Origin of the sequence: Miniphocaeibacter halophilus (assembly GCF_016458825.1) — a bacterium.
Taxonomy (GTDB): Bacteria; Bacillota; Clostridia; order Tissierellales; family Peptoniphilaceae; genus Miniphocaeibacter; species Miniphocaeibacter halophilus.
Genome location: NZ_CP066744.1, coordinates 114,259 through 137,492, shown reverse-complemented (window position 1 = coordinate 137,492; position 23,234 = coordinate 114,259). Strand labels below are relative to the sequence as shown.

20 protein-coding genes are annotated in these 23,234 nt (G+C 31.1%); all 20 read left to right on the top strand.

The window, feature by feature from the left end:
• Positions 1-2: 2 nt before the first annotated feature.
• The 20 genes from ilvC to rplI all read left to right on the top strand — a co-directional run bounded on the left by ilvC (position 3) and on the right by rplI (position 23,233).
• The gene (gene ilvC / locus JFY71_RS00680) at positions 3-986 is read left to right on the top strand and encodes a ketol-acid reductoisomerase (protein ID WP_243661128.1); all 984 of its coding nucleotides are present in this window, start codon (positions 3-5) and stop codon (positions 984-986) included.
• A gap of 19 nt (positions 987-1,005) precedes the next feature.
• Positions 1,006-2,679 (top strand): dihydroxy-acid dehydratase, encoded by a 1,674-nt coding sequence (ilvD, locus tag JFY71_RS00675; protein WP_243661127.1) that lies wholly within the window; start codon positions 1,006-1,008, stop codon positions 2,677-2,679.
• Between the two features lie 9 nt (positions 2,680-2,688).
• Entirely contained in the window at positions 2,689-4,329 is a 1,641-nt protein-coding gene (ilvB, locus tag JFY71_RS00670; RefSeq protein ID WP_243661126.1) for a biosynthetic-type acetolactate synthase large subunit, read from the top strand.
• Between the two features lie 258 nt (positions 4,330-4,587).
• Positions 4,588-5,340, top strand: a complete 753-nt coding sequence (locus JFY71_RS00665; protein WP_243661125.1) for a GntR family transcriptional regulator — start codon at positions 4,588-4,590, stop codon at positions 5,338-5,340.
• A gap of 43 nt (positions 5,341-5,383) precedes the next feature.
• Complete coding sequence (gene uxuA / locus JFY71_RS00660; RefSeq protein WP_243661124.1) at positions 5,384-6,475, top strand: mannonate dehydratase; 1,092 nt, start codon at positions 5,384-5,386, stop codon at positions 6,473-6,475.
• A 21-nt stretch (positions 6,476-6,496) separates the two neighbouring features.
• Positions 6,497-7,501 carry a 3-dehydro-L-gulonate 2-dehydrogenase gene (gene yiaK, locus JFY71_RS00655; RefSeq protein WP_243661123.1) on the top strand — a complete coding sequence of 335 codons (1,005 nt, stop codon included), beginning with the start codon at positions 6,497-6,499 and terminating at the stop codon, positions 7,499-7,501.
• A 34-nt stretch (positions 7,502-7,535) separates the two neighbouring features.
• Positions 7,536-8,846, top strand: coding sequence for a citrate transporter (locus JFY71_RS00650; protein ID WP_243661122.1), 1,311 nt, complete (start codon positions 7,536-7,538; stop codon positions 8,844-8,846).
• Between the two features lie 13 nt (positions 8,847-8,859).
• The gene (locus JFY71_RS00645) at positions 8,860-10,992 is read left to right on the top strand and encodes a hydantoinase/oxoprolinase family protein (protein ID WP_243661121.1); all 2,133 of its coding nucleotides are present in this window, start codon (positions 8,860-8,862) and stop codon (positions 10,990-10,992) included.
• Positions 10,993-11,619, top strand: a complete 627-nt coding sequence (locus tag JFY71_RS00640) for a hypothetical protein (RefSeq protein ID WP_243661120.1) — start codon at positions 10,993-10,995, stop codon at positions 11,617-11,619.
• A gap of 139 nt (positions 11,620-11,758) precedes the next feature.
• The gene (locus JFY71_RS00635; protein WP_243661119.1) at positions 11,759-12,544 is read left to right on the top strand and encodes an aspartate dehydrogenase domain-containing protein; all 786 of its coding nucleotides are present in this window, start codon (positions 11,759-11,761) and stop codon (positions 12,542-12,544) included.
• 8 nt (positions 12,545-12,552) lie between these two features.
• A complete protein-coding gene (locus tag JFY71_RS00630; RefSeq protein ID WP_243661118.1) occupies positions 12,553-13,455 on the top strand; it encodes a D-isomer specific 2-hydroxyacid dehydrogenase family protein in 903 nt (300 codons plus the stop codon).
• Positions 13,456-13,533: 78 nt separating this feature from the next.
• Complete coding sequence (locus JFY71_RS00625) at positions 13,534-14,190, top strand: Crp/Fnr family transcriptional regulator (RefSeq protein ID WP_243661117.1); 657 nt, start codon at positions 13,534-13,536, stop codon at positions 14,188-14,190.
• Between the two features lie 112 nt (positions 14,191-14,302).
• Positions 14,303-16,909, top strand: a complete 2,607-nt coding sequence (xdh, locus tag JFY71_RS00620; RefSeq protein WP_243661116.1) for a selenium-dependent xanthine dehydrogenase — start codon at positions 14,303-14,305, stop codon at positions 16,907-16,909.
• A gap of 3 nt (positions 16,910-16,912) precedes the next feature.
• Entirely contained in the window at positions 16,913-17,167 is a 255-nt protein-coding gene (locus JFY71_RS00615) for a TIGR04076 family protein (protein WP_243661115.1), read from the top strand.
• A 198-nt stretch (positions 17,168-17,365) separates the two neighbouring features.
• Positions 17,366-18,559: an elongation factor Tu gene (gene tuf / locus JFY71_RS00610; protein WP_243661114.1), complete on the top strand. Its 1,194-nt coding sequence runs from the start codon at positions 17,366-17,368 to the stop codon at positions 18,557-18,559.
• 91 nt (positions 18,560-18,650) lie between these two features.
• The gene (locus tag JFY71_RS00605; protein ID WP_243661113.1) at positions 18,651-19,040 is read left to right on the top strand and encodes an ATP cone domain-containing protein; all 390 of its coding nucleotides are present in this window, start codon (positions 18,651-18,653) and stop codon (positions 19,038-19,040) included.
• 37 nt (positions 19,041-19,077) lie between these two features.
• Positions 19,078-19,788 carry an aldose epimerase family protein gene (locus tag JFY71_RS00600; RefSeq protein WP_243661112.1) on the top strand — a complete coding sequence of 237 codons (711 nt, stop codon included), beginning with the start codon at positions 19,078-19,080 and terminating at the stop codon, positions 19,786-19,788.
• Positions 19,789-19,832: 44 nt separating this feature from the next.
• Positions 19,833-20,816 (top strand): DUF2232 domain-containing protein, encoded by a 984-nt coding sequence (locus tag JFY71_RS00595; protein WP_243661111.1) that lies wholly within the window; start codon positions 19,833-19,835, stop codon positions 20,814-20,816.
• Positions 20,803-22,809, top strand: coding sequence for a DHH family phosphoesterase (locus tag JFY71_RS00590; RefSeq protein WP_243661110.1), 2,007 nt, complete (start codon positions 20,803-20,805; stop codon positions 22,807-22,809). Before JFY71_RS00595 ends, JFY71_RS00590 begins: the two co-directional genes overlap by 14 nt.
• Complete coding sequence (rplI, locus tag JFY71_RS00585) at positions 22,787-23,233, top strand: 50S ribosomal protein L9 (RefSeq protein ID WP_243661109.1); 447 nt, start codon at positions 22,787-22,789, stop codon at positions 23,231-23,233. Before JFY71_RS00590 ends, rplI begins: the two co-directional genes overlap by 23 nt.
• The last annotated feature ends 1 nt before the right edge of the window (position 23,234 follow it).

Below are 23,234 nucleotides of genomic sequence, written 5' to 3'. Positions count from 1 at the left end.
TTATGTTTTATGAGAAAGATGGAGATTTAGGTGTTTTTGAAGGAAAGAAAGTTGCAATTTTAGGATATGGTAGTCAAGGTCATGCTCATGCTTTAAATTTAAAGGAAAGTGGAGTTGACGTAATGGTTGGACTTAGGGAAGGATCTAAGTCAATTGAAAAAGCTAAAGAAAATGGTTTAACTGTTAAATCAGTTTCAGATTGTGCAAAAGAAGCTGATGTATTAATGATTTTACTTCCGGATGAGAAACAAAAGGATGTTTATGATAATGAAATTGCTCCATATTTAAGAGAAGGACAATCTCTAGCATTTGCCCATGGATTTAATATTCATTACAAACAAATTGTTCCTCCTAACAATATAGATGTTTTTATGGTTGCTCCAAAAGGACCAGGACATTTAGTTAGAAGAGTTTACCAAGAAGGTATGGGAGTACCAGCATTAATAGCTATTTTCCAAGATTATTCAGGAAAAGCAAAAGATAAGGCACTTGCTTATGCAAAAGGTATTGGTGGATTAAGAGCAGGTGTTATTGAAACTACCTTTAAAGAGGAAACAGAAACTGACCTATTTGGAGAACAAGCTGTTTTATGTGGTGGGGTAACAGAGCTAATTAAAGCCGGATTCGATACTTTAGTAGAAGCAGGCTATCAAAAAGAAATTGCATATTTCGAATGTCTACATGAAATGAAATTGATTGTTGATTTGATTTATGAAGGCGGATTTGAAAATATGAGATATTCAATTTCAGATACTGCTGAATATGGTGACTATGTAACAAGTAAGAGAATTATAACTGAAGAAACTAGAAAAGAAATGAAACAAGTATTAAAAGAAGTTCAAGATGGAACTTTTGCTAATAATTGGATTGAAGAAAATAAAACAGGAAGAAAATACTATAATCAAAGAGTAGAAGAAGAACTTGCTCATCCAATAGTAGAAACCGGTAAGAAACTAAGATCAATGATGAAATTTATAAAAAAATAAAAGAAAATAAGGTGATTTAATGAATAGTGATAATATAAAGAAGGGTATGGAAAGGTCTCCTCATAGATCTCTTTTGAGAGCTTTAGGGGTTGATGAAAGGGATATGAAAAAGCCTTTTATAGGCGTTTGTAATATGTTTAATGAAATAGTTCCAGGGCATATTCATCTACGTCAAATTACTGAAGAAGTGAAAAAAGGCATCTACATGGAAGGTGGAATACCTTTTGAATTTCCTTCAATTGCAGTTTGTGATGGAATAGTTATGAATCATACTGGTATGAACTTTAGCCTACCTTCTAGAGAATTAATTGTAGATACAATAGAAGTTATGGTAAAAGCTCATAAATTTGATGGTTTAGTTATTGTTCCAAACTGTGACAAAACTGTTCCAGCTGCCTTAATAGCAGCAGCAAAACTTAATATTCCTACAATTATTGTAAGTGGTGGACCAATGTTAAAAGGTAAGACTACTAAAAGAGATGTAGACTTGATTTCAAGTTTTGAAGCTGTAGGTAGTGTAGCAAATCACCAAATGGATCAAGAAGAATTTGAAGAAATAGAAAGAAATGCTTGTCCAACCTGTGGTTCATGTTCTGGAATGTTTACAGCTAATTCAATGAATTGTATAACAGAATCATTAGGTATGGCTTTAGAAGGAAACGGTACTATTCCAGCTGTTTATTCTGCGAGAAAAGTTCTTGCTAAAAGAACAGGTCAACAGATTATGAAATTAGTTGAAGAGAATATTAGACCTAGGGATATTATGACATTGGAGGCCTTTGAAAATGCTTTAGCAATGGATATGGCTTTAGGTTGCTCAACAAATACAGTACTACATCTACTTGCAATAGCTGAAGCTGCAAAAGTACCTTTAACTTTAAACGATATTGATGAAGTAAGTAATATTACTCCAAATCTTTGTAAATTATCGCCGGCAGGTACAGATTATATAGAAGATCTTTATGCTAGTGGTGGTATTTATGCAGTATTGGATCAATTATCCAGAAAAGATGGGACAATAAATAAAAATTGTAAAACCGTATCATTAAAAACCATTGGTGAATTAATTAAAGATAAGTATATAGGTGGAGTAATCAGAACTATAGAAAATCCATATTCACCAGTTGGTGGAATAAAAGTATTATTTGGAAACTTAGCACCTAATGGAGCTGTAGTTAAAGCATCAGGCGTATTACCTGAAATGATGACAGCAAAATTAAAAGCTAGAGTTTTTGATAGTGAAGAAGAAGCTTATAAGAAAATTTTAAAACTTGAAATACAACCGGGTGATGCAATAATTATACGATACGAAGGTCCAAAAGGCGGTCCAGGTATGAGAGAGATGCTATCCCCTACTTCAGCATTAAATGGTATGAAATTAGATACCTCTGTTGCCTTAATAACCGACGGAAGATTCTCCGGAGGTTCCAGAGGAGCTGCTATTGGTCATGTATCACCTGAAGCTGCACAAGGCGGACCAATAGGCGTTGTCCAAGATGGAGATACTATTATAGTGGACATTCCTAATGGAGTTTTAAAAGTAGATTTATCTGATGAGGAAATAGAAAATAGACTTAGTAAATTTACTCCTAAAACTAAAGATGTTGACGGATATTTAGCAAGATATATGGAATATGTTTCTTCAGCCGATAAAGGAGCATGCTTTATAAATGATGCTTATTTAAACGATTAAGGAGATTTTATGAAGGGATCAGATTTTTTATTAAAATGCTTAAAGGCCGAAGGTGTAAATACGGTGTTTGGATATCCTGGAGGAGCTGTTATACCTTTATTTGATGCTTTGTATAGAGATGGTACTTTTAAAATATATAGAACCAGTCACGAACAAGGTGCTACTCATGCAGCAGATGGTTTTGCAAGAAGATCTGGAAAAACAGGAGTTTGTATAGCTACTTCAGGGCCAGGTGCTACAAACACAATTACTGGTATTGCAACAGCCTACTCGGACTCTATTCCTTTAGTGGTAATAACAGGTCAAGTAGGACAACAGCTTCTAGGGAAAAATTCCTTTCAAGAAGTTGATACAACAGGAATTACAATGAGCATTACTAAATACAATGTTCTAGTTACAGATCCTTATAAAATAGGTGAAGCAATACAAATGGCCTTTAATATTGCTAGAAGCGGTAGGCCAGGACCGGTAGTTGTCGATATAACAAAAGATGTTCTTGAAAAAGAAATTGAAGATTATGATTATAAATCTTTAGGAATAGACAGAGATGAAAGACATTTAGACTACATTAATAATATTAAAAAGGCTTGTGACCTAATTAAAAATGCTAAAAGACCAATAATATATGCAGGTGGTGGGGTTATTCGAAGTAACTCATCGGAACTTTTAAGAAAATTAGCCAACAATTTAAATATTCCTGTTATGAATTCAATAATGGGTATGGGAGCATTTGATATGACCGATGAAAAGTCCTATGGAATTGTTGGTATGCATGGTCAGAAAATTACTAATATGATGGTCTATAAGGCAGATGTTATACTGGGAATAGGCGTAAGATTTTCCGATAGAGCAATAGGTCACAGAAGAGGCTTTAGTGAAAATGCAAAAGTAATTCACATTGATGTTGATGGAACGGAATTTAATAAAAATATTGAAGCAGAAGTGGAAATTCTTGGAAATTTTAATGAAATATTAAAAATAATGATAGATGAATTAAAAGATGTACATTTTAAAATGGATTTTAATCATGAAAAGCTACCAAAGTCTGAGGAGAATTTCTTACCAAAAAGATATATAGAAAAAATTGAGGATATTTTTACAAATGAAGCCGTAGTTGTTACAGATGTAGGTCAACATCAGATGTGGACAATGATGTACTGGAAAGCTAAATATCCTAATAGAGTAATTACTTCCGGTGGACAGGGTACTATGGGCTTTGGAGTAGGTGCTGCAATTGGAGCTAAAATTGCAAAACCGGAAACGCCAGTTATATTAATAACTGGAGATGGTTCTTTTAGAATGAATCATAATGAGGTTTTAACCTTAAGCACATATAAAATACCTATTACAATTTTTGTTTTCAATAACAACACCTTAGGAATGGTGCGACAATGGCAGGGGATATTTGAAAATGAAAGATATTCCGAAACCGATATTTACGATGCTTTAGATTTTAAATATTTAGCAAAAGCCTATGGAGTAAACTATGCGGGAAAAGTAGCTAACGAAGAAGAATTGGAAAAAGCTCTTTGTAATTGTGATTTAAAAAATGGAATAAATATAGTTGAATGTATGATAGACCACGATGATTGGGCGTATCCAATGGTGGCTGCAGGTTCAAGTATAAATAATATTATTGAAAGAAATTAAATAACAATAAATATGAAGATACTAAACTACGAAAGTAGTTTAGTATTTTTTGTTTTAAGTAAAGATAAACTATAATATAAAGTATAAGAAGCATTGTAATTATTAAATATAATTAATAATTACAAAAATAAACTTAAAAAGTATTAAAAATACTTGACCAACTGGCATATTAATACTAATATATTAGTTAATATATCAAATAATATATTATAGTAATATTTAATAAAGTATATTACTAGTATTAAAATGGAGGGGGAAATGGGAGAAAAAATTACTATGAGTGAAAAAGTTTACATGAAACTTCACTCAAAAATAATGAATTTAAATATTAAGCCTGGGAAAAACATAAGTATAAAAGATATTTGCGAGTCAATGAATGTTAGTAGGTCTCCGGCTAGAGATGCAATTATTCGTTTGGAAGAAGAAGGATTAGTAGAGAGTATTCCACAAGTTGGAACTAGAATTACCAAAATAGATTTAAAAACGATGGAAGATGAAAGGTATCTCCGCCATTGTATTGAATACAAAATGTATATAGATTTTTTAGAAAACGATTATCTAAAGCCTGATTTAGAAAAATATGAAAAAATAATAAATTTACAAATGAAAGCAATAGAAGAAAATGATTTTATTTCTTTTTTAGAATATGATAATAAATTTCATGAAATATTATTCGAGACTACAAATAGAAGATTTATATGGAAGGTAATAACGGATAATCAGGCACATTATGGTAGAATTAGACTTTTATCCTTAGCTTCTATGGGTGTGGAACATTTAGAAGAATTAGTGGAAGAACATAAAGAAATGGTTGGATTTATGGAAAAAAGAGATAAGGATTCCTTAATAGAAGTATTAAATAAACACATTTCAGAATTAGTAGAGGAAAAATTTTGGTTAAAGGATAATTATCCGGATTTAATTAATATGGATAATGAAAGTAAAGAGAAAATAAATAGACTGGAAGAAAATAGTTTTTTAGATGAAATAATAAGGAAACAAAATGTTTAAGTTAATATATAAAAAATAAATTATAAAAATTAGAGGTGTAATTATGAAAATGACTTTTAGGTGGTATGGAAAAAACACAGACAAAATACCATTAAAGTATATTAAACAAATTCCTAATTGCTCAGGTATTATGGGCATGTTAGATGATATTCCTGCAGGGGAAATATGGACAAAGGAAAGAATAAAAGAATATGTTGACTATGTACATGAACATGGACTAGAAGTAGAGGTAATAGAAAGTGTTAATGTTCATGAGGATATTAAATTAGGACTACCTAGTAGAGAAAAATATATTGAAAATTATATTGAAACAATTAAAAACTTAGCAGAATATGGAATAAAGGTAATAGTTTATAATTTTATGCCTGTATTTGACTGGTTAAGAACGGATTTAGCAAGAGAAATACCAGAGGATGGTTCAAATTCACTATATTATGATGAAGAGGAACTAAAGGGATTAACACCACAAAAAATAGTTGAAAATACTATAAAGGATTCCAAGGGATTTACTTTGCCAGGTTGGGAACCGGATAGATTAAAGGAATTAGACGAAGTTCTTGAAAAATACAAATCAGTAGATGAGAAACAATTACTTGAGAATTTTAAATATTTTTTAGAAAAAATAATTCCGGTTTGTGAAGAAGTGGGAATAAAAATGGCAGTTCATCCAGATGACCCTGCATGGCCTATTTTTGGTTTACCTAGAATCGCCCATAGTAAAGAACAATTTGAAAAAATTATGAATTTAGTAGATAGTCCTGCAAATAATATTTGTTTGTGTACAGGTTCATTAGGATCTAATCCGGGCAATAATATACCTGAAATAGTAAGATATTTTGGTAAAAAGAATAAAATAGCCTGTGCCCATGTTAGAAATATTAAATTTTTAGGTTATAGAAAATTTAGAGAATCTGCACATTTTTCACCAGAAGGTGATTTTGATATGTTTGAAATTATGAAAGCTTTCTATGATACGAACTTTGATGGATATATTCGCCCAGACCATGGAAGAATGATTTGGGATGAAGAAGGTAGACCAGGGTATGGATTATATGACAGGGCCTTAGGTTTAGAATACTTAACAGGTCTTTGGGAAGCTATTGAAAAAATGGATAAAATTAACAAAAATAAATAAAATTTCAAAAAGGAGGTAAGTATGTTTGTTAAATTTGAAGAATTAAAATCGGTAATAAAAAAAGCTTTATTAAATGCCGGATTAAGTGAAGAACAAGCTGAAATTTGCTCAGAAGTTCATGCACAATCCAGCAGAGATGGAGTAGAATCCCATGGATTAAATAGGGTTCCAAGATTTATTGATTATGTTAATAAAGGTTGGGTCGATTTAAATTCTGAAATGGAACTAGTAAATGCAAGGGGATTTATGGAGCATTATGATGGAGGTTTAGGCATTGGTATTGTAAATGCTAAAAAAGCTTCTAAAAGAGCAGTTGAACTAGCTAAAGAACATGGATTAGGGTTGGTAACTTTAAGTAATACAACTCATTGGATGAGAGGTGGTACATATGCATGGGATACTGTAGAAGATGGTTTTATTGGAATAAATTGGACTAATACAGAATCTTCAATGCCTGTATGGGGAAGTAAAAAACCAACTATTGGAAATAACCCTATTTGTATTGCTGTTCCATATAAGGATAGACCATTTGTTTTAGATATGGCAATAAGTCAATATTCCTATGGAAAATTAGAGGTTACAAGATTAGCAGGTAAAGAACTTCCATATCCAGGTGGTTTTGATAAAGATGGAAACTTAACTTCTGTTCCGGGAGATATAGAAGAATCTTTAAGAATTTTACCAATTGGATATTGGAAAGGCTCAGGTTTTGCTATAGCCTTGGATTTAATGGCTAGTATATTAAGTAAAGGTAGAACAGCGGCCGATATGGATAGAGAAGGTAAGGGTAGTTGTACAGGTTGTTCGCAAGTTTTTATAGCTATTGACCCATATGTTTTTTCTACTAAGGAAGAAACTGAAAAAATAGCTGAAGGATTAATTAATCAAGTGAAAAATGCAGAAAGAATTGATCCAAACAAGGAAATAACATATCCGGGAGAAGGAGTTCTTGCTAGAAGAAAGAAAGCCTTAACCGAAGGAGTTCATGTAGACGATTCAGTTTGGGAAGAGGTTAAAAAACTATAGAAATATAGTTTGGATATATAAAAAGGAGGAGTTTATGGATATTTTTATTGGTATTTTATTATTAATATCATACTTTGGACTTATTTATTATGCTGCTAAAGGTGGAAATTTAATGGTTGGTTTTTTCATCATGGCAGTAATATGGATAGCTCTATGTATGATAGGGGGAAACTTAAAGTGGAATCCAACAAGTTTAGATGAAGCTTCAGCTATGCGAGATATACTTCAAGGTGGACCGGAAAGTTGGGGAGCAACAGCTGTAAATGTAATCTTTGGTAGCTGGTTTGGAAGAATTTTAATTGAAACAGGAATTGCAAAAAAACTAATACGTTCTGTTACAGAATTAGGTGGAGATGATCCTTTAATAACAACTGTTTTACTTTCAGTAGTAACTGGAATTATTTTCACATCTACATTTGGAGCAGGTGCAGTTGTAGCTATTGGAGTTATTGTACTTCCAATTCTTATGTCACTAGGAGTTCCAAAACCGGTAGCAGTTACAAGTTATTTAATGAGTGTTGGTAGTGGTATGTACATAAACCAAGTTCTTTTCACACAAATGAAAGGTATATTTGGAGATATGAACTATGACAGTAGTTATTTCCCATGGGCATTTTCTGCAATGGCAGTACAATTGGTAATAATTGCAGTTATGTTGATTTTCAATCTAAAAACCAAGAAGAAAAAAAGAAGAGCTTGGGCAGCAAGAGCTGTTAATACTGTTGAAGAGGATTATGTACCTACAATAGCTATGATAACTCCAATCATACCAACGGCTTTGGCAATAATATGGAATTGGAGTGCCATACCTGCCTTTATTGTAGGTTCACTTTGGGGATTAATATTCTGTAAGAGATTAACTGGATTTAGTCAAGCTTCAAGAACAATATCTAGAACTTTCTATGATGGTGTAATAGATGTTGCAAGTTTATTGGGATTCTTATTTATTCTACCTATGTTTAACAAGATTTCCGGTGTAGCAGCACCTTATTTTGAAGCCATACTAGGTGGAATATTACCAAAATCTACTATAACATTAGCATTAGTATTTGCAATAATAGCACCATTTGGTTTATTTAGAGGTCCTTTAACTATATTTGGTGCAGGAGCAGCAACAGTAGGAGTATTAAATGCAATAGGAAACTTTTCAACTCCATTTTTATTCTGTTTAATGTATGTACCTACAATAGCTATGAATCTATCTGTTTGTCCTACACAGTCATGGAATTTATGGGCGTTAAACTACAGTAAAGTATCTGTAAAGGATTTGTTGAAAACAGGATTTATTTGGGCTTGGATAATAGCTATTATTAATATAGTATTAGTATATTTCTTTTTTGGATAGATAGGAGGATCTAATGAGTAATAGAAAAATAAGAGTTGGTATTGATGTTGGTGGTACTCATACAAAAGCTGTTGCCATTGATGATTCAACCTATGAAATAGTTGGAATAGGATCTGTAAAAACAACACATGAGGATGAATTGGGAGTATCAGCAGGAGTAGTAGAGTCCTTTAAAAAATGTTTAACTGAAAATGGAATATCACCAGACGAAGTAACCTTTATAGCACATTCTACAACCCAAGCTACAAATGCATTGTTAGAAGGTGACGTTGCGAAAACTGGAATTATTGCAATGGGACAAGGAGTTGTTTCTGGATTCTTGTCAAAGATTCAAAGTAATATTAAGGATATTCAATTAGATGAGTCAGGAAAAAGAAAAATAAAAACAGCACATAGATATATAAATTTAAAGGAAATTAATTCTGTAAAAATTAACGAAACAATAGATGAATTGTTACAGGAGAACTGTAAAGTACTTGTAGCAACTAAAACATTTGGTGTAGATAATATCGATGAAGAATTAGAAGTTAAAAAACTAGGTGCCAAAAGAGGAATAGAAGTAACAGCTGCTTCTGACATAAGTAAACTCTATGGTCTTACAAGAAGAACTAGAACAGCAGTTATAAATGCTTCAATATTACCTAAGATGTTTGAAACAGCAGATAGTACCGAATCAGCAGTAAGAAAGGCCGGAATTAAAGCTCCACTTATGATAATGAGAGGCGACGGTGGAGTTATGGACATAGAGGAAATGAGAAAAAGACCTGTACTGACAATGCTATCAGGTCCTGCAGCTTCAACAGTAGGGGCCTTGATGTATTTAAGGGTTTCCAATGGTATTTTCTTTGAAGTTGGAGGAACTAGTACAGATATAGGTGTTATAAAAAATGGTAGACCTATGGTTGATTATGCTGTAGTAGGTGGTCAAAATACATTAATTAACTCCCTAGATGTCCATGTTTCAGGAGTTGCAGGTGGTTCAATGGTAAGAGCTAGTAAAAATAAAATTATAAAGGTTGGTCCTAGATCTGCCCATATAGCTAATTTACCTTATGCTACTTATTCAGATCCGGAAAAATTAAAAAACCCGGAAGTAGTAAGAATTGAACCTTTAAAAGATGATCCATCTGACTATATAGCAATAGAGTGTGATAATGGATTTAGAGTAGCAGTAACTGTTACAGATGCGGCAATAGTACTTGGTATAGTAAAAGAAGGGGATTTCTCATTTGGTAATAAAGAATCCAGTTTAATTGCAGTAGGTGCTTTAGCAAAAGAGTTGAATATGTCTGTTGAAGATTGTGCAAAAGCAATATTAGATGATGCAGCAGATACTTGTATAGCGGTAATAGAAGAACTAGCAACTAAATATAAAATAGAAAGAGAACAAATAACTTTAGTTGGTGGTGGCGGTGGAGCCTTAACCCTATTACCATTTACAGCAAACAAAATGGGGCTTCCATATCAAATAGCGGATAATGCAGAGGTAATTTCATCTATAGGAGTTGCTTTAGCTATGGTTAGAGATGTAGTTGAAAGGGTTATTCCTGATCCGACTCCAGATGATTTAGCGGATATTAGAAGAGAAGCAACAGATATGGCTATTAAATCAGGGGCAACTGCTGAAAGTGTTGAGATTCAAATAGAAATTGATTCACAAACATCTAAAGTTAGAGCAATAGCAACAGGTTCTACAGAAATTCAAACCCAAGACCTGTCTAAATCCATAGAAGATGAAGAAGCTAAGCAAATTGCCGCAGATTCAATGCAAGTAGATGCTTCAAAGGTAGAAATACTTGCTAAAAATTCTCATTTCTATGTAGTAGGTTATGAAAAACAAAAAACTACGGAAATTAGAGTGGTAGATAAAAAGGGATTTGTTAAAATACAAAGGTCTGACGGAGATGCTGTTGCAACTACAGCAGCAGGAGTAAGAGCATTAACAGACAAACTTTGGGAAGAAATGTCAGTTTATAAATCAGATATAAAATTATCTCCAGATTTCTATATGTGTATAGGTGCTAAGGTAATAGATTATGAAGGAATGGCATCACTTGAACAAATGCATATGGTAATGGATTCAGAGTTAATAACAAGACCTTCTAATGAGGAGATAATATTAATTTCAGCAAGAAATGATCTATAAATGAAAGAAGAAATAATTAGATTATTAGAAGTATCCGATTATGATTACTATAGATATTTGCTAAATCAAGATCCTATAAGAAAAAAAATAGATGAAGACACAGTAGATTATTTAATATCTAAATCTGTTAAGTGTGGAGAAGATGAAGCAAATAAAATATTAGGTAAATATAATAATGACGACATATTTAATATTGTAAAAGAGATGAATTTGAATATTGTTTTTACTGATAGTTCAGAAACTGGCTATTATGGATACTTTGAAGAACCGAATAAAATAGTCATATATAATAATTCAATAGAGGGTGCTTTCAATTTTTTCGAAAAATATACCGATATTTCTATTAATAAAGAATATATTGAAAAAGTTGTATTAGCCCATGAACTATTTCATTATGTAGAGTACAAAAATCCAAATTTATTTATAAATACCTATAAAATCGAATTATGGAGTATTTTAAAATATACAAGAAGGTCTAATATTGTTTATCTAGGAGAAATTGCAGCAATGGCCTTTGCTAATAAATTAATTGGTAAAAATACCTATTCACATATACTGGATTATATTTTATTATTTAATTTAGACAAAAAGCAGGCAGATGTATTTCTTCAAGAGATTACAAAATAAAAAGTTATATATTATAATAAGTGCATCTAAGAGTTAAAATAAATTAACTTTGAGATGCACTTTTTATATGGAAAAATATATATTTAATTATAGTTTGAAATGATAATATATATGTATATTAAATATTAAGGAGCGAAATATGGAAAAACTAAAATTAGCATTACTAGGCTGTGGTCACCTAAATGAAATCGTAGCAAGGGCTTTAAAGGATGGATATCTTCCAGAATATGAACTTGTAGGAGCCTTAGGAAGAAATTCTGACAAGGTAGTTGAATTTTCAAAGAAATATAACTGTACTCCCTGTAATAATATTGACCAATTATTATCTTTAAATCCGGATTTTGTAGCAGAAGCTGCATCAGTTGAAGCAGTAAAAAACTATGGTGAAAGGATTTTAAAAAACGGAGCAAGTCTTGTAGTATTATCAATAGGAGCTTTTGCCGATAGTGAATTTTATGAACAAATAAAAAATACTGCTTTTGAAAATAATAAAAAGGTTTATATTGCCAGTGGTGCAGTTGGTGGATTTGATGTACTGAGAACAGCATCGTTAATGAGTCCTATTACAGCTAAAATAAGTTCTAAAAAATCCCCGAAATCATTAGAAAAAACACCACTTTATAGGGGTGGTTTATTGGATATTAGAGAAAAAGAACAGGTGTTTACAGGAACTACAAAGGAAGCAATTGAAATATTGCCAACCCATGTAAATGTAGCAATAGCAACGGCTCTTGCCAGTGCAGGACCAGAGAACACAAAGATGAAAATAGATGCATTACCAAATTTTAAAGGCGATGAATATAAGATTGAAATTGAAGGCGAAGAAGTGAAAACAGATTTAAATATTTACTCTAAAACCAGCGATATAGCTGGGTGGAGCGTAGTATTTATACTTCAAAATATTGTTTCGCCAATTGTATTTTAGGAGGATATATGTTTGAAAAATTAGTTGTAATAGAACCGGTAAGCTTAATTCCGGAGGCAGAGAAAAAACTATATAATTACGCTAAGGAAGTTGTTATATATAATGATATTCCAAAAGATGAGGAAGAAATAATTAAGCGAATAGGCGATGCTGACGGCGTATTGCTTAGCTACACAAGTACTATAGGAAAAAACATATTGGATAAATGTCCAAATATAAAATATATAGGAATGTGTTGTAGTCTATATTCACCGGAAAGTGCAAATGTCGATATTCTAACAGCAAATAAAAAAGGGATTGTTGTTTATGGAATTAGGGATTATGGCGATGAAGGCGTTGTTGAGTACGTACTAAGTGAACTTATTAGATATTTACATGGCTTTGGAGAAAAACAGTGGAAGGAACTTCCTTTGGAAATTACAGATTTAAAAGTTGGGGTAATAGGACTTGGAACATCCGGCTCTATGATTGCCAATACATTAAAGTATATGGGAGGGGATTTATATTATTTCAGCAGGACTAGAAAAAAAGAAGAAGAAGAAAAAGGAATAAAATATTTACCCTTAGATAATCTTCTAAAGGAAGTAGATGTGATTTTTACCTGTTTAAATAAAAATATTATTTTAATGAAGGAAAAGGAATTTGAAAAATTTGGAAATGGTAAGATTATGTTTAATACCTCAATAGGTCCTTCTCATGATATTGAAGCACTAAAAAACTGGCTAGATAATGGAAATAATGAATTTTTCTGTGATTCTTTAGGAGCCTTAGGAGATGAAAAATTATTAACTCATCCAAATGTTAACTGTATGAATGTTTCATCTGGAAGAACAAAACAAGCCTTTGATAGATTGAGTAAAAAAGTTATTGAAAACATAGAGAAATATTTTGAAAATAAAAATAACCAATAAGCTATTATATTAAATAATTATATATCTCTTTAAATGATATACTATAGTAAAGGATTTTAATATAATATGAGGTAAAAAATGAAGGATTTCAAATCTTTATTAAACTATGATATATTTAAGGGAATACTTGAAGACGAGATGAAGCCAATGTTTAACTGTATTGGTATTTATTCCAAAAAATATTATAAAAATGAATATATATATTTTGATGGTAATGAATTAAATAATATTGGCTTAATTTATAAAGGAACTGTTCATATGATAAAAGAGGATTATTGGGGGAATAAATCAATTTTTATGATAATGAATAGAGGGGAAATATTTGGAGAAAGCTATATATGTAGTGATATTTTAACAAGTAGTGTTTCTTTTTATGCTAATACAGATTGTGAAATTATCTTTTTACCTTTTTCCAGGGTTTTAAAGACCTGTAAAAACTCATGTCAATTTCATAATAGATTAATTGAAAATATGGTTACAGAAATTGCAAAAAAGAATATTCAACTTATAGAAAAGGTGGACATATTAAGTAAAAGAACTATTAGGGAAAAAATTATGACCTATTTATCTCAGATAGCTCAAATTTCCGGAGAGAAGAGCTTTGTTTTACCAATGGGAAGAAATGAACTATCGGAGTATTTGGGAGTTAATAGAAGTGCTTTATCGAGGGAATTAGCTCAGATGAAAAAAGAAAAAATAATAGATTTTTCTAAAAATACCTTTGAAATATTATAAAACATTGAAAACGCAAATATTTTGTTGCTTATGCAACAGGGTATTTGCATTTTTTTATGTAAAATTTAATTAGGAGAAGAAAAGGTTTTTATAATATTTCTGGAGGTAATATATGTATAAATTTAAGATTAACGGAAAAGGCTATGAATATAGTAAGGATATATCTCTATTAACTTTTTTAAGGGATAATTTAAGTATTACATCGGTAAAAAATGGTTGCAATCAAGGTGCATGTGGAACTTGTTCAGTATTGGTAGATAGCAGGGTAATGAAAGCTTGTGTTGTTAGATTATCTAAAGTCGAAAACAAATCGGTTATTACTGTAGAAGGCTTATCAAGTAAGGAAAAGGAAATATATACATATGCTTTTGGAAAAACAGGTGCTGTTCAATGTGGTTTTTGTATTCCAGGTATGGTAATTGCAGCAAAAGGCCTTATTGACCAAAACCCAAATCCAACTAGAGATGATGTAAAAAAAGCTATTAGAGGTAATATTTGTAGGTGTACTGGATATGTAAAAATTGAAGATGCTATTTTACTAGCGGCAGAAATCTTCAGAGATAATAAAACAATTTCTAAGGAAAACTCTAAAGGGAAAATAGGTGAGGAGTTTGTAAGAGTAGATGCAAAGGTTAAAACACTTGGAGTAGCTAAATATGTTGATGATATTGTAATTGATGAAATGGTGTACGGTAAGGCTATAAGGTTACCAATTGCAAGGGCAAAAATACTTTCAATAGATAAATCTAAAGCTTTGGAACATCCTGGAGTGTTAGCTGTTTATACAGCAGAGGATATTCCTGGAGAAAGATATATTGGTCATTTACAAAAAGATTGGCCTGTTTTAATAGCAGAAGGAGAGGAAACAAGATATATTGGGGACGCAGTTGCCTTAATTGTAACTAAGACTAAAGAACAGCTAAAGGAAGCTAGTAAATTAGTAAGAATAGATTATGAAGAACTAGAACCTATAACAAATCCTTTTGATAGTATGAAAGAAGGGGCATATGAAATACATAAAAAAGGATTTAATCAGTTTGGTAATCATTATATTCCTAAAAACAATATTTTATACAATCCAATACTAAAGAGAGGAGATGTAGATAAAGCTTTGGAAAAAGCTGACTTTATATCGGAACATGATTACTATACACCCTTTACTGAACATGCTTTCATGGAGCCGGAATGTGCAATAGGAATTCCAAAAGCTGATGGGATAAAGGTTATTTCTGGAGGACAGGGAATATACGATGAATACAGAGAAATATCAGAGGCTTTAGGCTTAGCAAAGGAAAAAGTAGAAATACAATCTGCCTATGTAGGTGGTGGATTTGGTGGAAAAGAGGATATGAGTGTACAACATCATGCAGCTATTATGGCATTTCTTTTAAAAAGACCTGTAAAAGTTCTTTTATCCAGACAGGAAAGTATAAATATACATCCTAAAAGACATGCTATGTATATGCATTTTAAAGTTGGTTGTGATAAGAATGGGAAAATATTGGGAACTAAAGCCCAAATTATTTCAGATACAGGAGCTTATGCTTCTTTAGGAGGACCGGTCTTAGAAAGGGCCTGTACTCATGCCGGTGGTCCCTATTATTATGAAAATGTAGAAATAGAAGGCAAGGCTGTTTATACAAATAATCCACCTGCAGGAGCTTTTAGAGGATTCGGAGTATCCCAATCCTCTTTTGCAATGGAATCTGCATTAAACGAATTGGCAGAGAAAGTTGGAATTAGTCCATGGGAAATAAGGTTTAGAAATGCGGTTAGACCTGGTCAGCCTTTACCAAATGGACAAATTGCAGAACAAGGAACAGCTTTTCTTGAAACATTAGAGGCTTGTAAAGATTATTACTATAATTATTTAAATAAGGATCAGTATTATGTTGGAATTGCTTCTACATTAAAAAATGCAGGATTAGGAGTTGGTGTTGAAGATGTTGGTAGATGTAATTTATATATAGACAATGGAAAAATTCATATACGATCTTCTGCAGCGGGTATTGGACAAGGTATTCAAACGGTTTTAACCCAAGTAGTGTGTGAAACTTTAAATATTAGTCCGGAAAAATTAATAATAGATCATCCTAATACAAGTACGACACCTGATTCAGGAACTACAACAGCATCTAGACAGACTGTTTTTGCGGGAGAGGCAGCAAGAAGAGCCTCTTTAAAATTAAAAGAGGACTTAAAAAAATATGATTTAAAAAATTTAGACAAAAAACTGTATATTGGTGAATTTTCTTTTGATTCCGATCCATTAGGTACAAAGAAGAAAAACCCAATAAGCCATGTTGCCTATAGTTATGCTACACAAGTAGCTGTTATAAACAAGGAAGGGAAGGTAGTAAAAACATTAGCAGCCCATGATGTAGGAAAAGTAATCAATCCTAAAAGTATTGAAGGACAAGTAGAAGGTGGTACATTAATGAGTATGGGATATGCATTAACAGAGGATTTTCCACTAGAAAATGGAATACCAAAGGTAAAATATGGAACCTTAGGTTTGTTAAGAGCAACAGATGTTCCGGAAATAAAATCTGTTTTCATTGAAAAAAACAATGTAAAATTAGCATACGGCGCTAAAGGCATTGGGGAGATTTCATCTATTCCTTTTGTAGCGGCAATTCAAAATGCCTACTATAATAAGGATGGAATATTTAGAACTTCTTTACCATTAAAAGATACATTTTATAAAAAAGGAAAATAGAAAATGAAAACAAAAATTAAAATTACATTAATTGATAAAAAAGGCGATTATAATTGTCATAGAGGTCATAGGATAGGAGATGTATTCGATTTTGATACAGAAAGAGGAAAATTATGTCCAATGGCTATGCATGTAGCTTTTCCATATATAGATATATTAAGATATGGTGGAGATATTCCTAAAGGAAAAAATAATGATATTAGATTTTGTTGCCCGGATTGTGATGTTATAAATATCTTTAAATTGGAAAAATATTAAAATAATAGTATATAATACAGAAAGGATATGAATTAAAAAGATACTTTTATTTATGTCCTTTTTTTCATATTAATATTAAAAAATAGTTTTTAAGGAAAAACTTTTAAATAATCTATTTAAAAGTTGATTATTTCCTTACCCTGTATTAAAATTAAGATGTATTATAAAATAATTATGGGGATTTTCAGGAGGATATCAATGGGAAAAGAAAAATTTGAAAGAACGAAACCGCACGTAAATATAGGAACAATAGGTCACGTAGACCATGGTAAAACAACAACAACAGCAGCAATCACACTAGTATTAAATAAAAGATTTGGAAGTGGAGAATTTGTTGACTATGCAAATATAGACAAGGCTCCAGAAGAAAGAGAAAGAGGTATAACAATATCAACTTCTCACGTAGAATATGAAACTCCAAAAAGACACTACGCACACGTAGACTGTCCAGGCCATGCTGACTATGTAAAGAACATGATTACAGGAGCAGCACAAATGGACGGAGCAATACTAGTAGTATCTGCAGCAGATGGTCCAATGCCACAAACAAGAGAACATATATTACTTGGAAGACAAGTAGGAATACCAAAAATTGCAGTATTCTTAAACAAAGAAGACCAAGTAGATGATCCAGAATTAATAGAATTAGTAGAAATGGAAGTAAGAGATCTATTAAACGAATATGATTATGATGGAGACAACGCACCAATCGTAGTAGGATCTGCATTAAAAGCATTAGAAGATCCTGACGGAGAGTGGGGAGACAAAATCGTAGAATTAATGGAAGCAGTAGATGAATATATTCCAGAACCAGAAAGAGACGTTGACCAACCATTCTTAATGCCAGTAGAAGACATTTTCTCAATAACAGGAAGAGGAACAGTAGCAACTGGTAGAGTAGAAAGAGGAGTAGTAAAAGTAGGAGACAACGTAGAAATAATAGGTTTAACAGACGAAAAGAGAACAGTAGTAGTAACTGGAGTAGAAATGTTCAAGAAAATGTTAGACGAAGCACAAGCAGGAGATAACATAGGAGCATTACTAAGAGGAGTACAAAGAGAAGAAATCGAAAGAGGACAAGTATTAGCGGCTCCAGGAACAATTCAACCACATACAAAATTCGAATCAGAAGTATATGTATTAACAAAAGATGAAGGTGGAAGACATACACCATTTTTCTCAGGTTATAGACCACAATTCTTCTTTAGAACAACAGATGTAACAGGAGTTATTCAATTAGAAGAAGGCGTAGAAATGGTAATGCCAGGAGATAATGCTAAATTTACTATAGAATTAATAACACCAATAGCAATAGAAGAAGGATTAAGATTTGCTATAAGAGAAGGTGGAAGAACAGTAGGAGCAGGAGTAGTAACTAAGATTTTAGGATAGTTATGAAATTTTATTTCTAGAGCAAGGGCAACCTTGCTCTTTTTATAAATAGACTTGTTATTATATTTTTTGATTATTTTAGGAGGAAGAAATGGATAAAAAGAAAATTTTAGAAGACATTAAGACCTACATAACTGAAAACGATTTAAATGATAAAGAAATATTAAAATTTATATCGGATTTAAAATTAGACATAGTATGTGACTACTACAAGGATAAGGAAGGTATTTATGTAATTAAGAAGAAGGGTACTGTGGAAAAGTTTGACAGGGATAAGCTTTTTAATTCCTTAGCAAATACTTCAGATGCAGCAGGTACTATGATGACAAAATCAGATATAGAAATAGTAATTAGAGAAGTTAATAGAAAAATTGAAGCAAATAATAGAAATGTTGTTACTACAGTTGAATTAAGAGATTATGTAACAAATTCTTTAATAGATAATAGTTATACTAAGGTAGAGCAAATGTATAACTCCTAGATATATTAATTAAGGTAAAGGGACAAATGGAGGAATAATGAATTTTTATTCAGAGATTGATAATTTAAGCATGTATGTTAACAGTGAAGGCGGTTTTGTTGAAAGCCTTAAGGATACAAAAGTAGATATTCTGTATCCTATGAAAAAATTAAAGCAAGAAGATGGTAGTATAAAAACAAGGGGAGGAATCCATTCCTGTATGCCGAATTTTGGAATTGACAGTACGGGGAAATTAAAAAACCATGGTTATGGAAGGGGTTTTAATTGGGATTTATTAGATAAAAAAGAAAATTATATTGCCCTATTCTTAAGAGGATTAGAGGAATATTCCAACTTAGATTCCTATTTAGAATATGAAATTAAGGAAAATACACTTAAAATGAGTTTAACTTTTTTTAATAGGGATAATAAGGATTTATTAATAGCACCGGGATTTCATCCGTATTTTAAAAGTGAAAACAGCTATGTTAAAGTCAATGGAAACACTTTTACTAATGAAGAATTAGAAAAATCTGTTTACCTAGATGGAAATGAACTTAGTTTTGAAACAAAAAAATATAAATTCAAATACACCGGTAAAAATATTAATACCTTTGTTATATGGTCAGATTTCAAAGATGATTATATTTGTGTAGAACCAACCTATAATGGTCCAAGCTTTTTAGATAGTTACAATAAAAGTCCGTTTAATTTAAAACCTAAAGAAAAATTTGAATTTGAAGCAATTTTATCATGGGAGCCTAAATAATAGGCTCTTTTTTTTGATAGGTTATAATAGCATATGATATAATAATGTTATTTACGGAGGTGTTAAATATAGAATCTAAAAATAAGAATATAAAAAATTTAGAACTAATAAATACTGTTTTCATGTCATATATATTTTATTTTTTATCATCAATAATACCAATTACTTTTGTTGTATTACCGGCTCCTTCTATTATTCTGTCGGTAAAAAATGGTATGAAATATGGAATAATTTCCTTTTTAATAACTATGGCCATTATATTTATTACAGGGGGTACAATTATAGCTAGTGTACTGTTGCTGTTTTTATTGCCGATGATAGTTATAATGAGTAAAATGATAAAAGATAATTATAGTTTTAACAAAATAATACTGGTAAACTTCTTTGCCTTTATTTTTATATCTGTAGTTAGCTATTTGAACCTTAAATTTGCTTTAGATAAAGATATAATTGTTGTAATTTTAAATAAAATAGATGAAATTATTGTAAGTTTACCTGAGCTTGTAGGCATGATTCCAAACCTAGGTGATACAAAGGAAGTTATAAAATTGCTGGAAGATTCCTTTAATCTTATGAAGATGTTATTACCTTCTATTGCTATAATAATAATACTGACTATTGAATATTCTTCTCTTTTATATTCATTAAATGGACTAAGAAAAAGAGGAGTTAAAATAAAACAGAATTTTAGATTTATAAATATTAGAGTAAGTGGCGTTATGATAATACCTGTAATTTTAATTACTATAATTTTAGGATTATGTTATTATTTTAAAGTACCATACTATAGTATAATAATTCAAAATGTACTTGTAATATTTAATTTTATCTTTATAGTTTCAGGTATTGCACTTGTAGATTATTATCTTATAGGTAGGGTTAATAAATTTGTTAGGTTTATAATTCCACTAGTGCTTATTTCCTTTAGATTATTTAGAGGAGACATTCTATACGGAGCTATAGGCTTAATAGATATGTTTGTTAACTTTAGAAAAAGGTTTAAAAGGATAGAAAATGAAAAAGTTTAAATATTTTAATATTAGGGATATTATTATAATTTATATTATTTTAGTAATTTTCTCTATTATTATTTCCTATTACAATTTAATAATTGGGGTACTGTCCTTTATTGTAACAGCATATATGGGATTTTATGGCTATAAAGTAATTTATTCATCAGAAAAAAATTTCGAATTATTTATAGAAAAATTTAATGAGCAATTTGATGAAATAACTAGAAGAGCTATTTTTACTATGCCATTTTCCTTAGTTATTTTAAATGAAAAGGGCAAAATAACTTGGTATAATACGAAGTTTAAAAATATTTTTGGCGAAACGGAAAAATCCTATATTAATATAGACATAAGGAATATGTTTAAAGAAGCCAATATTGAAGAGCTTTTTTCCGGAAAAGAGTATATAGAAGTAGACTATGAAGGAAAGTTCTATAAATTCTTTATAAATGTCTTTAGCGATGAGTCAGGAGAAAGCAATGCATTGCTTTATGGAGTGGACTATACAGAAGAATTTAGATTATCTAAGGAGATTTTAAACAATTCCTTGGCAGTTATATCTATTAATATAGATAATTATGATGAGTTATATGAAAATACTGAAGTAAACCACAGACCCTTGGTCTTTGCTAAAATCGATGGAATTATTAACAGCTTTATTCAAGTATATGATGGCTTTTCAATAAAATTTGAACAGGATAATTATCTTTTAGCCATGTCTTATGAAAATTTAAGAAAAGTAATGGATAATAAATTTAATATTCTAGATGAAGTAAGGGACTTAGACGAAGGTAATAAAATTCCTCCAACATTGAGTATAGGAGTTGGAACTAAGGAAGTTTCACCATCAGAAAACTATAAAAGTGCAAGGGCTTGTATTAATATTGCTATAGGTCGTGGTGGAGATCAGGCTGTTGTTAAAATTGAGGACCATTATGAATATTTTGGCGGGAAAAATCAATCTGCTATTAAAAGTAGCTCTGTTAAGGCAAGGGTAATGTCAAATGGACTAGAGAAATTAATAGAGCAAGGTGGAGATGTCTTTATAATGGGACACAGAAACCCAGATATGGATTCAATAGGCTCCTGTTTAGGTGTAATGGAAATAGCAAATATTGTAGGTAAGAAAAGCTATATAGTCCTTGATAAAATCACGCCGGCTATTAACAAAATATACAACTCTGTGTTGGAAAACTATCCCGATGAAAATATAAAGGATAGGTTTATTAAACCTGAGGAAGCAATAGAATTATGTAAAAGTGATTCAACTGTAGTGGTTTTAGATCACCATAGAAGAACCCATTCAGAATGTCCTGAACTTTTAGATTTATCTGAAAATATTGTATTAATTGACCACCATAGAAGAGGTGGAGATTATATTGAAAATACGGTTTTAACATATTTAGAACCACATGCATCATCAACTTCTGAACTTGTTACGGAATTGTTGTTATATATGAGTGAAAAACTAAAAATTCCTAAGATAGTAGCAGAGGGCTTATTAGCGGGTATAACTGTAGATACTAAGAATTTTATATTACAAACAGGTGTTAGAACCTTTGAGGCTGCATCAATATTAAAAAGACAGGGAGCAGATAGTATTGCAGTTAAACAATTGTTTAAAGACAGTGTGGACACAGTTAAAACCAAAGGTGAAGTAGTATATAATGCAAAAATTTATAGGGAAAAAATTGCAATAGGTATACTTGATGAAGAAGTTTCCGAGTCAATTTTAATAGCTGCCCAATCGGCAGATGAATTATTAAATATAGATAATATTGTAGCTTCTTTTGTTTTAACAAAGGATAATGATAAAGTTCATATAAGCGGAAGAAGCTTAGGGGAAATATCTGTACAGTTGATTTTAGAAAAACTTGATGGTGGAGGACATTTAACTTCAGCAGGTGCTCAAGTAGAGGGTAGTATTGAAGAGGTTTTAAAGATATTAGAAAAAGTTATAGATGAGTATTTAGAGGAGGACAATAATGAAAATAATACTAATAGATGATGTAAAGGGTTTAGGTAAAAAAGGGGAACTTGTAAATGCTAAAACAGGATATGCAAGAAATTTTTTACTACCTAACAAATTGGCTTTAGAAGCAACTAAAGAAAATTTAGCAAACTGGGAAAGAGAACAAGAGGAACTAGAACAAAAAAGAAAAGAAGAATATGAAAAAGCAGTGGCTTTAAAAGAAAAATTAGAAGGTAAAAAAGTTGTTATTAAAGCTAAGGTTGGTGAAGGTGATAGATTATTTGGTGCTATTACAAGTAAAGATATTGCAGAAGCTTTAGAAAAACAAGTTGGTTTAGAAGTAGATAGAAGAAAAATTGAATTAAAGGAAAATATTAAAACTTTAAAAACTGTAGATCTTCCAGTTAGAATTTATCCTGAAGTTATAGCTAATATTAAGGTAGAAATTACTAAGGAGTAAT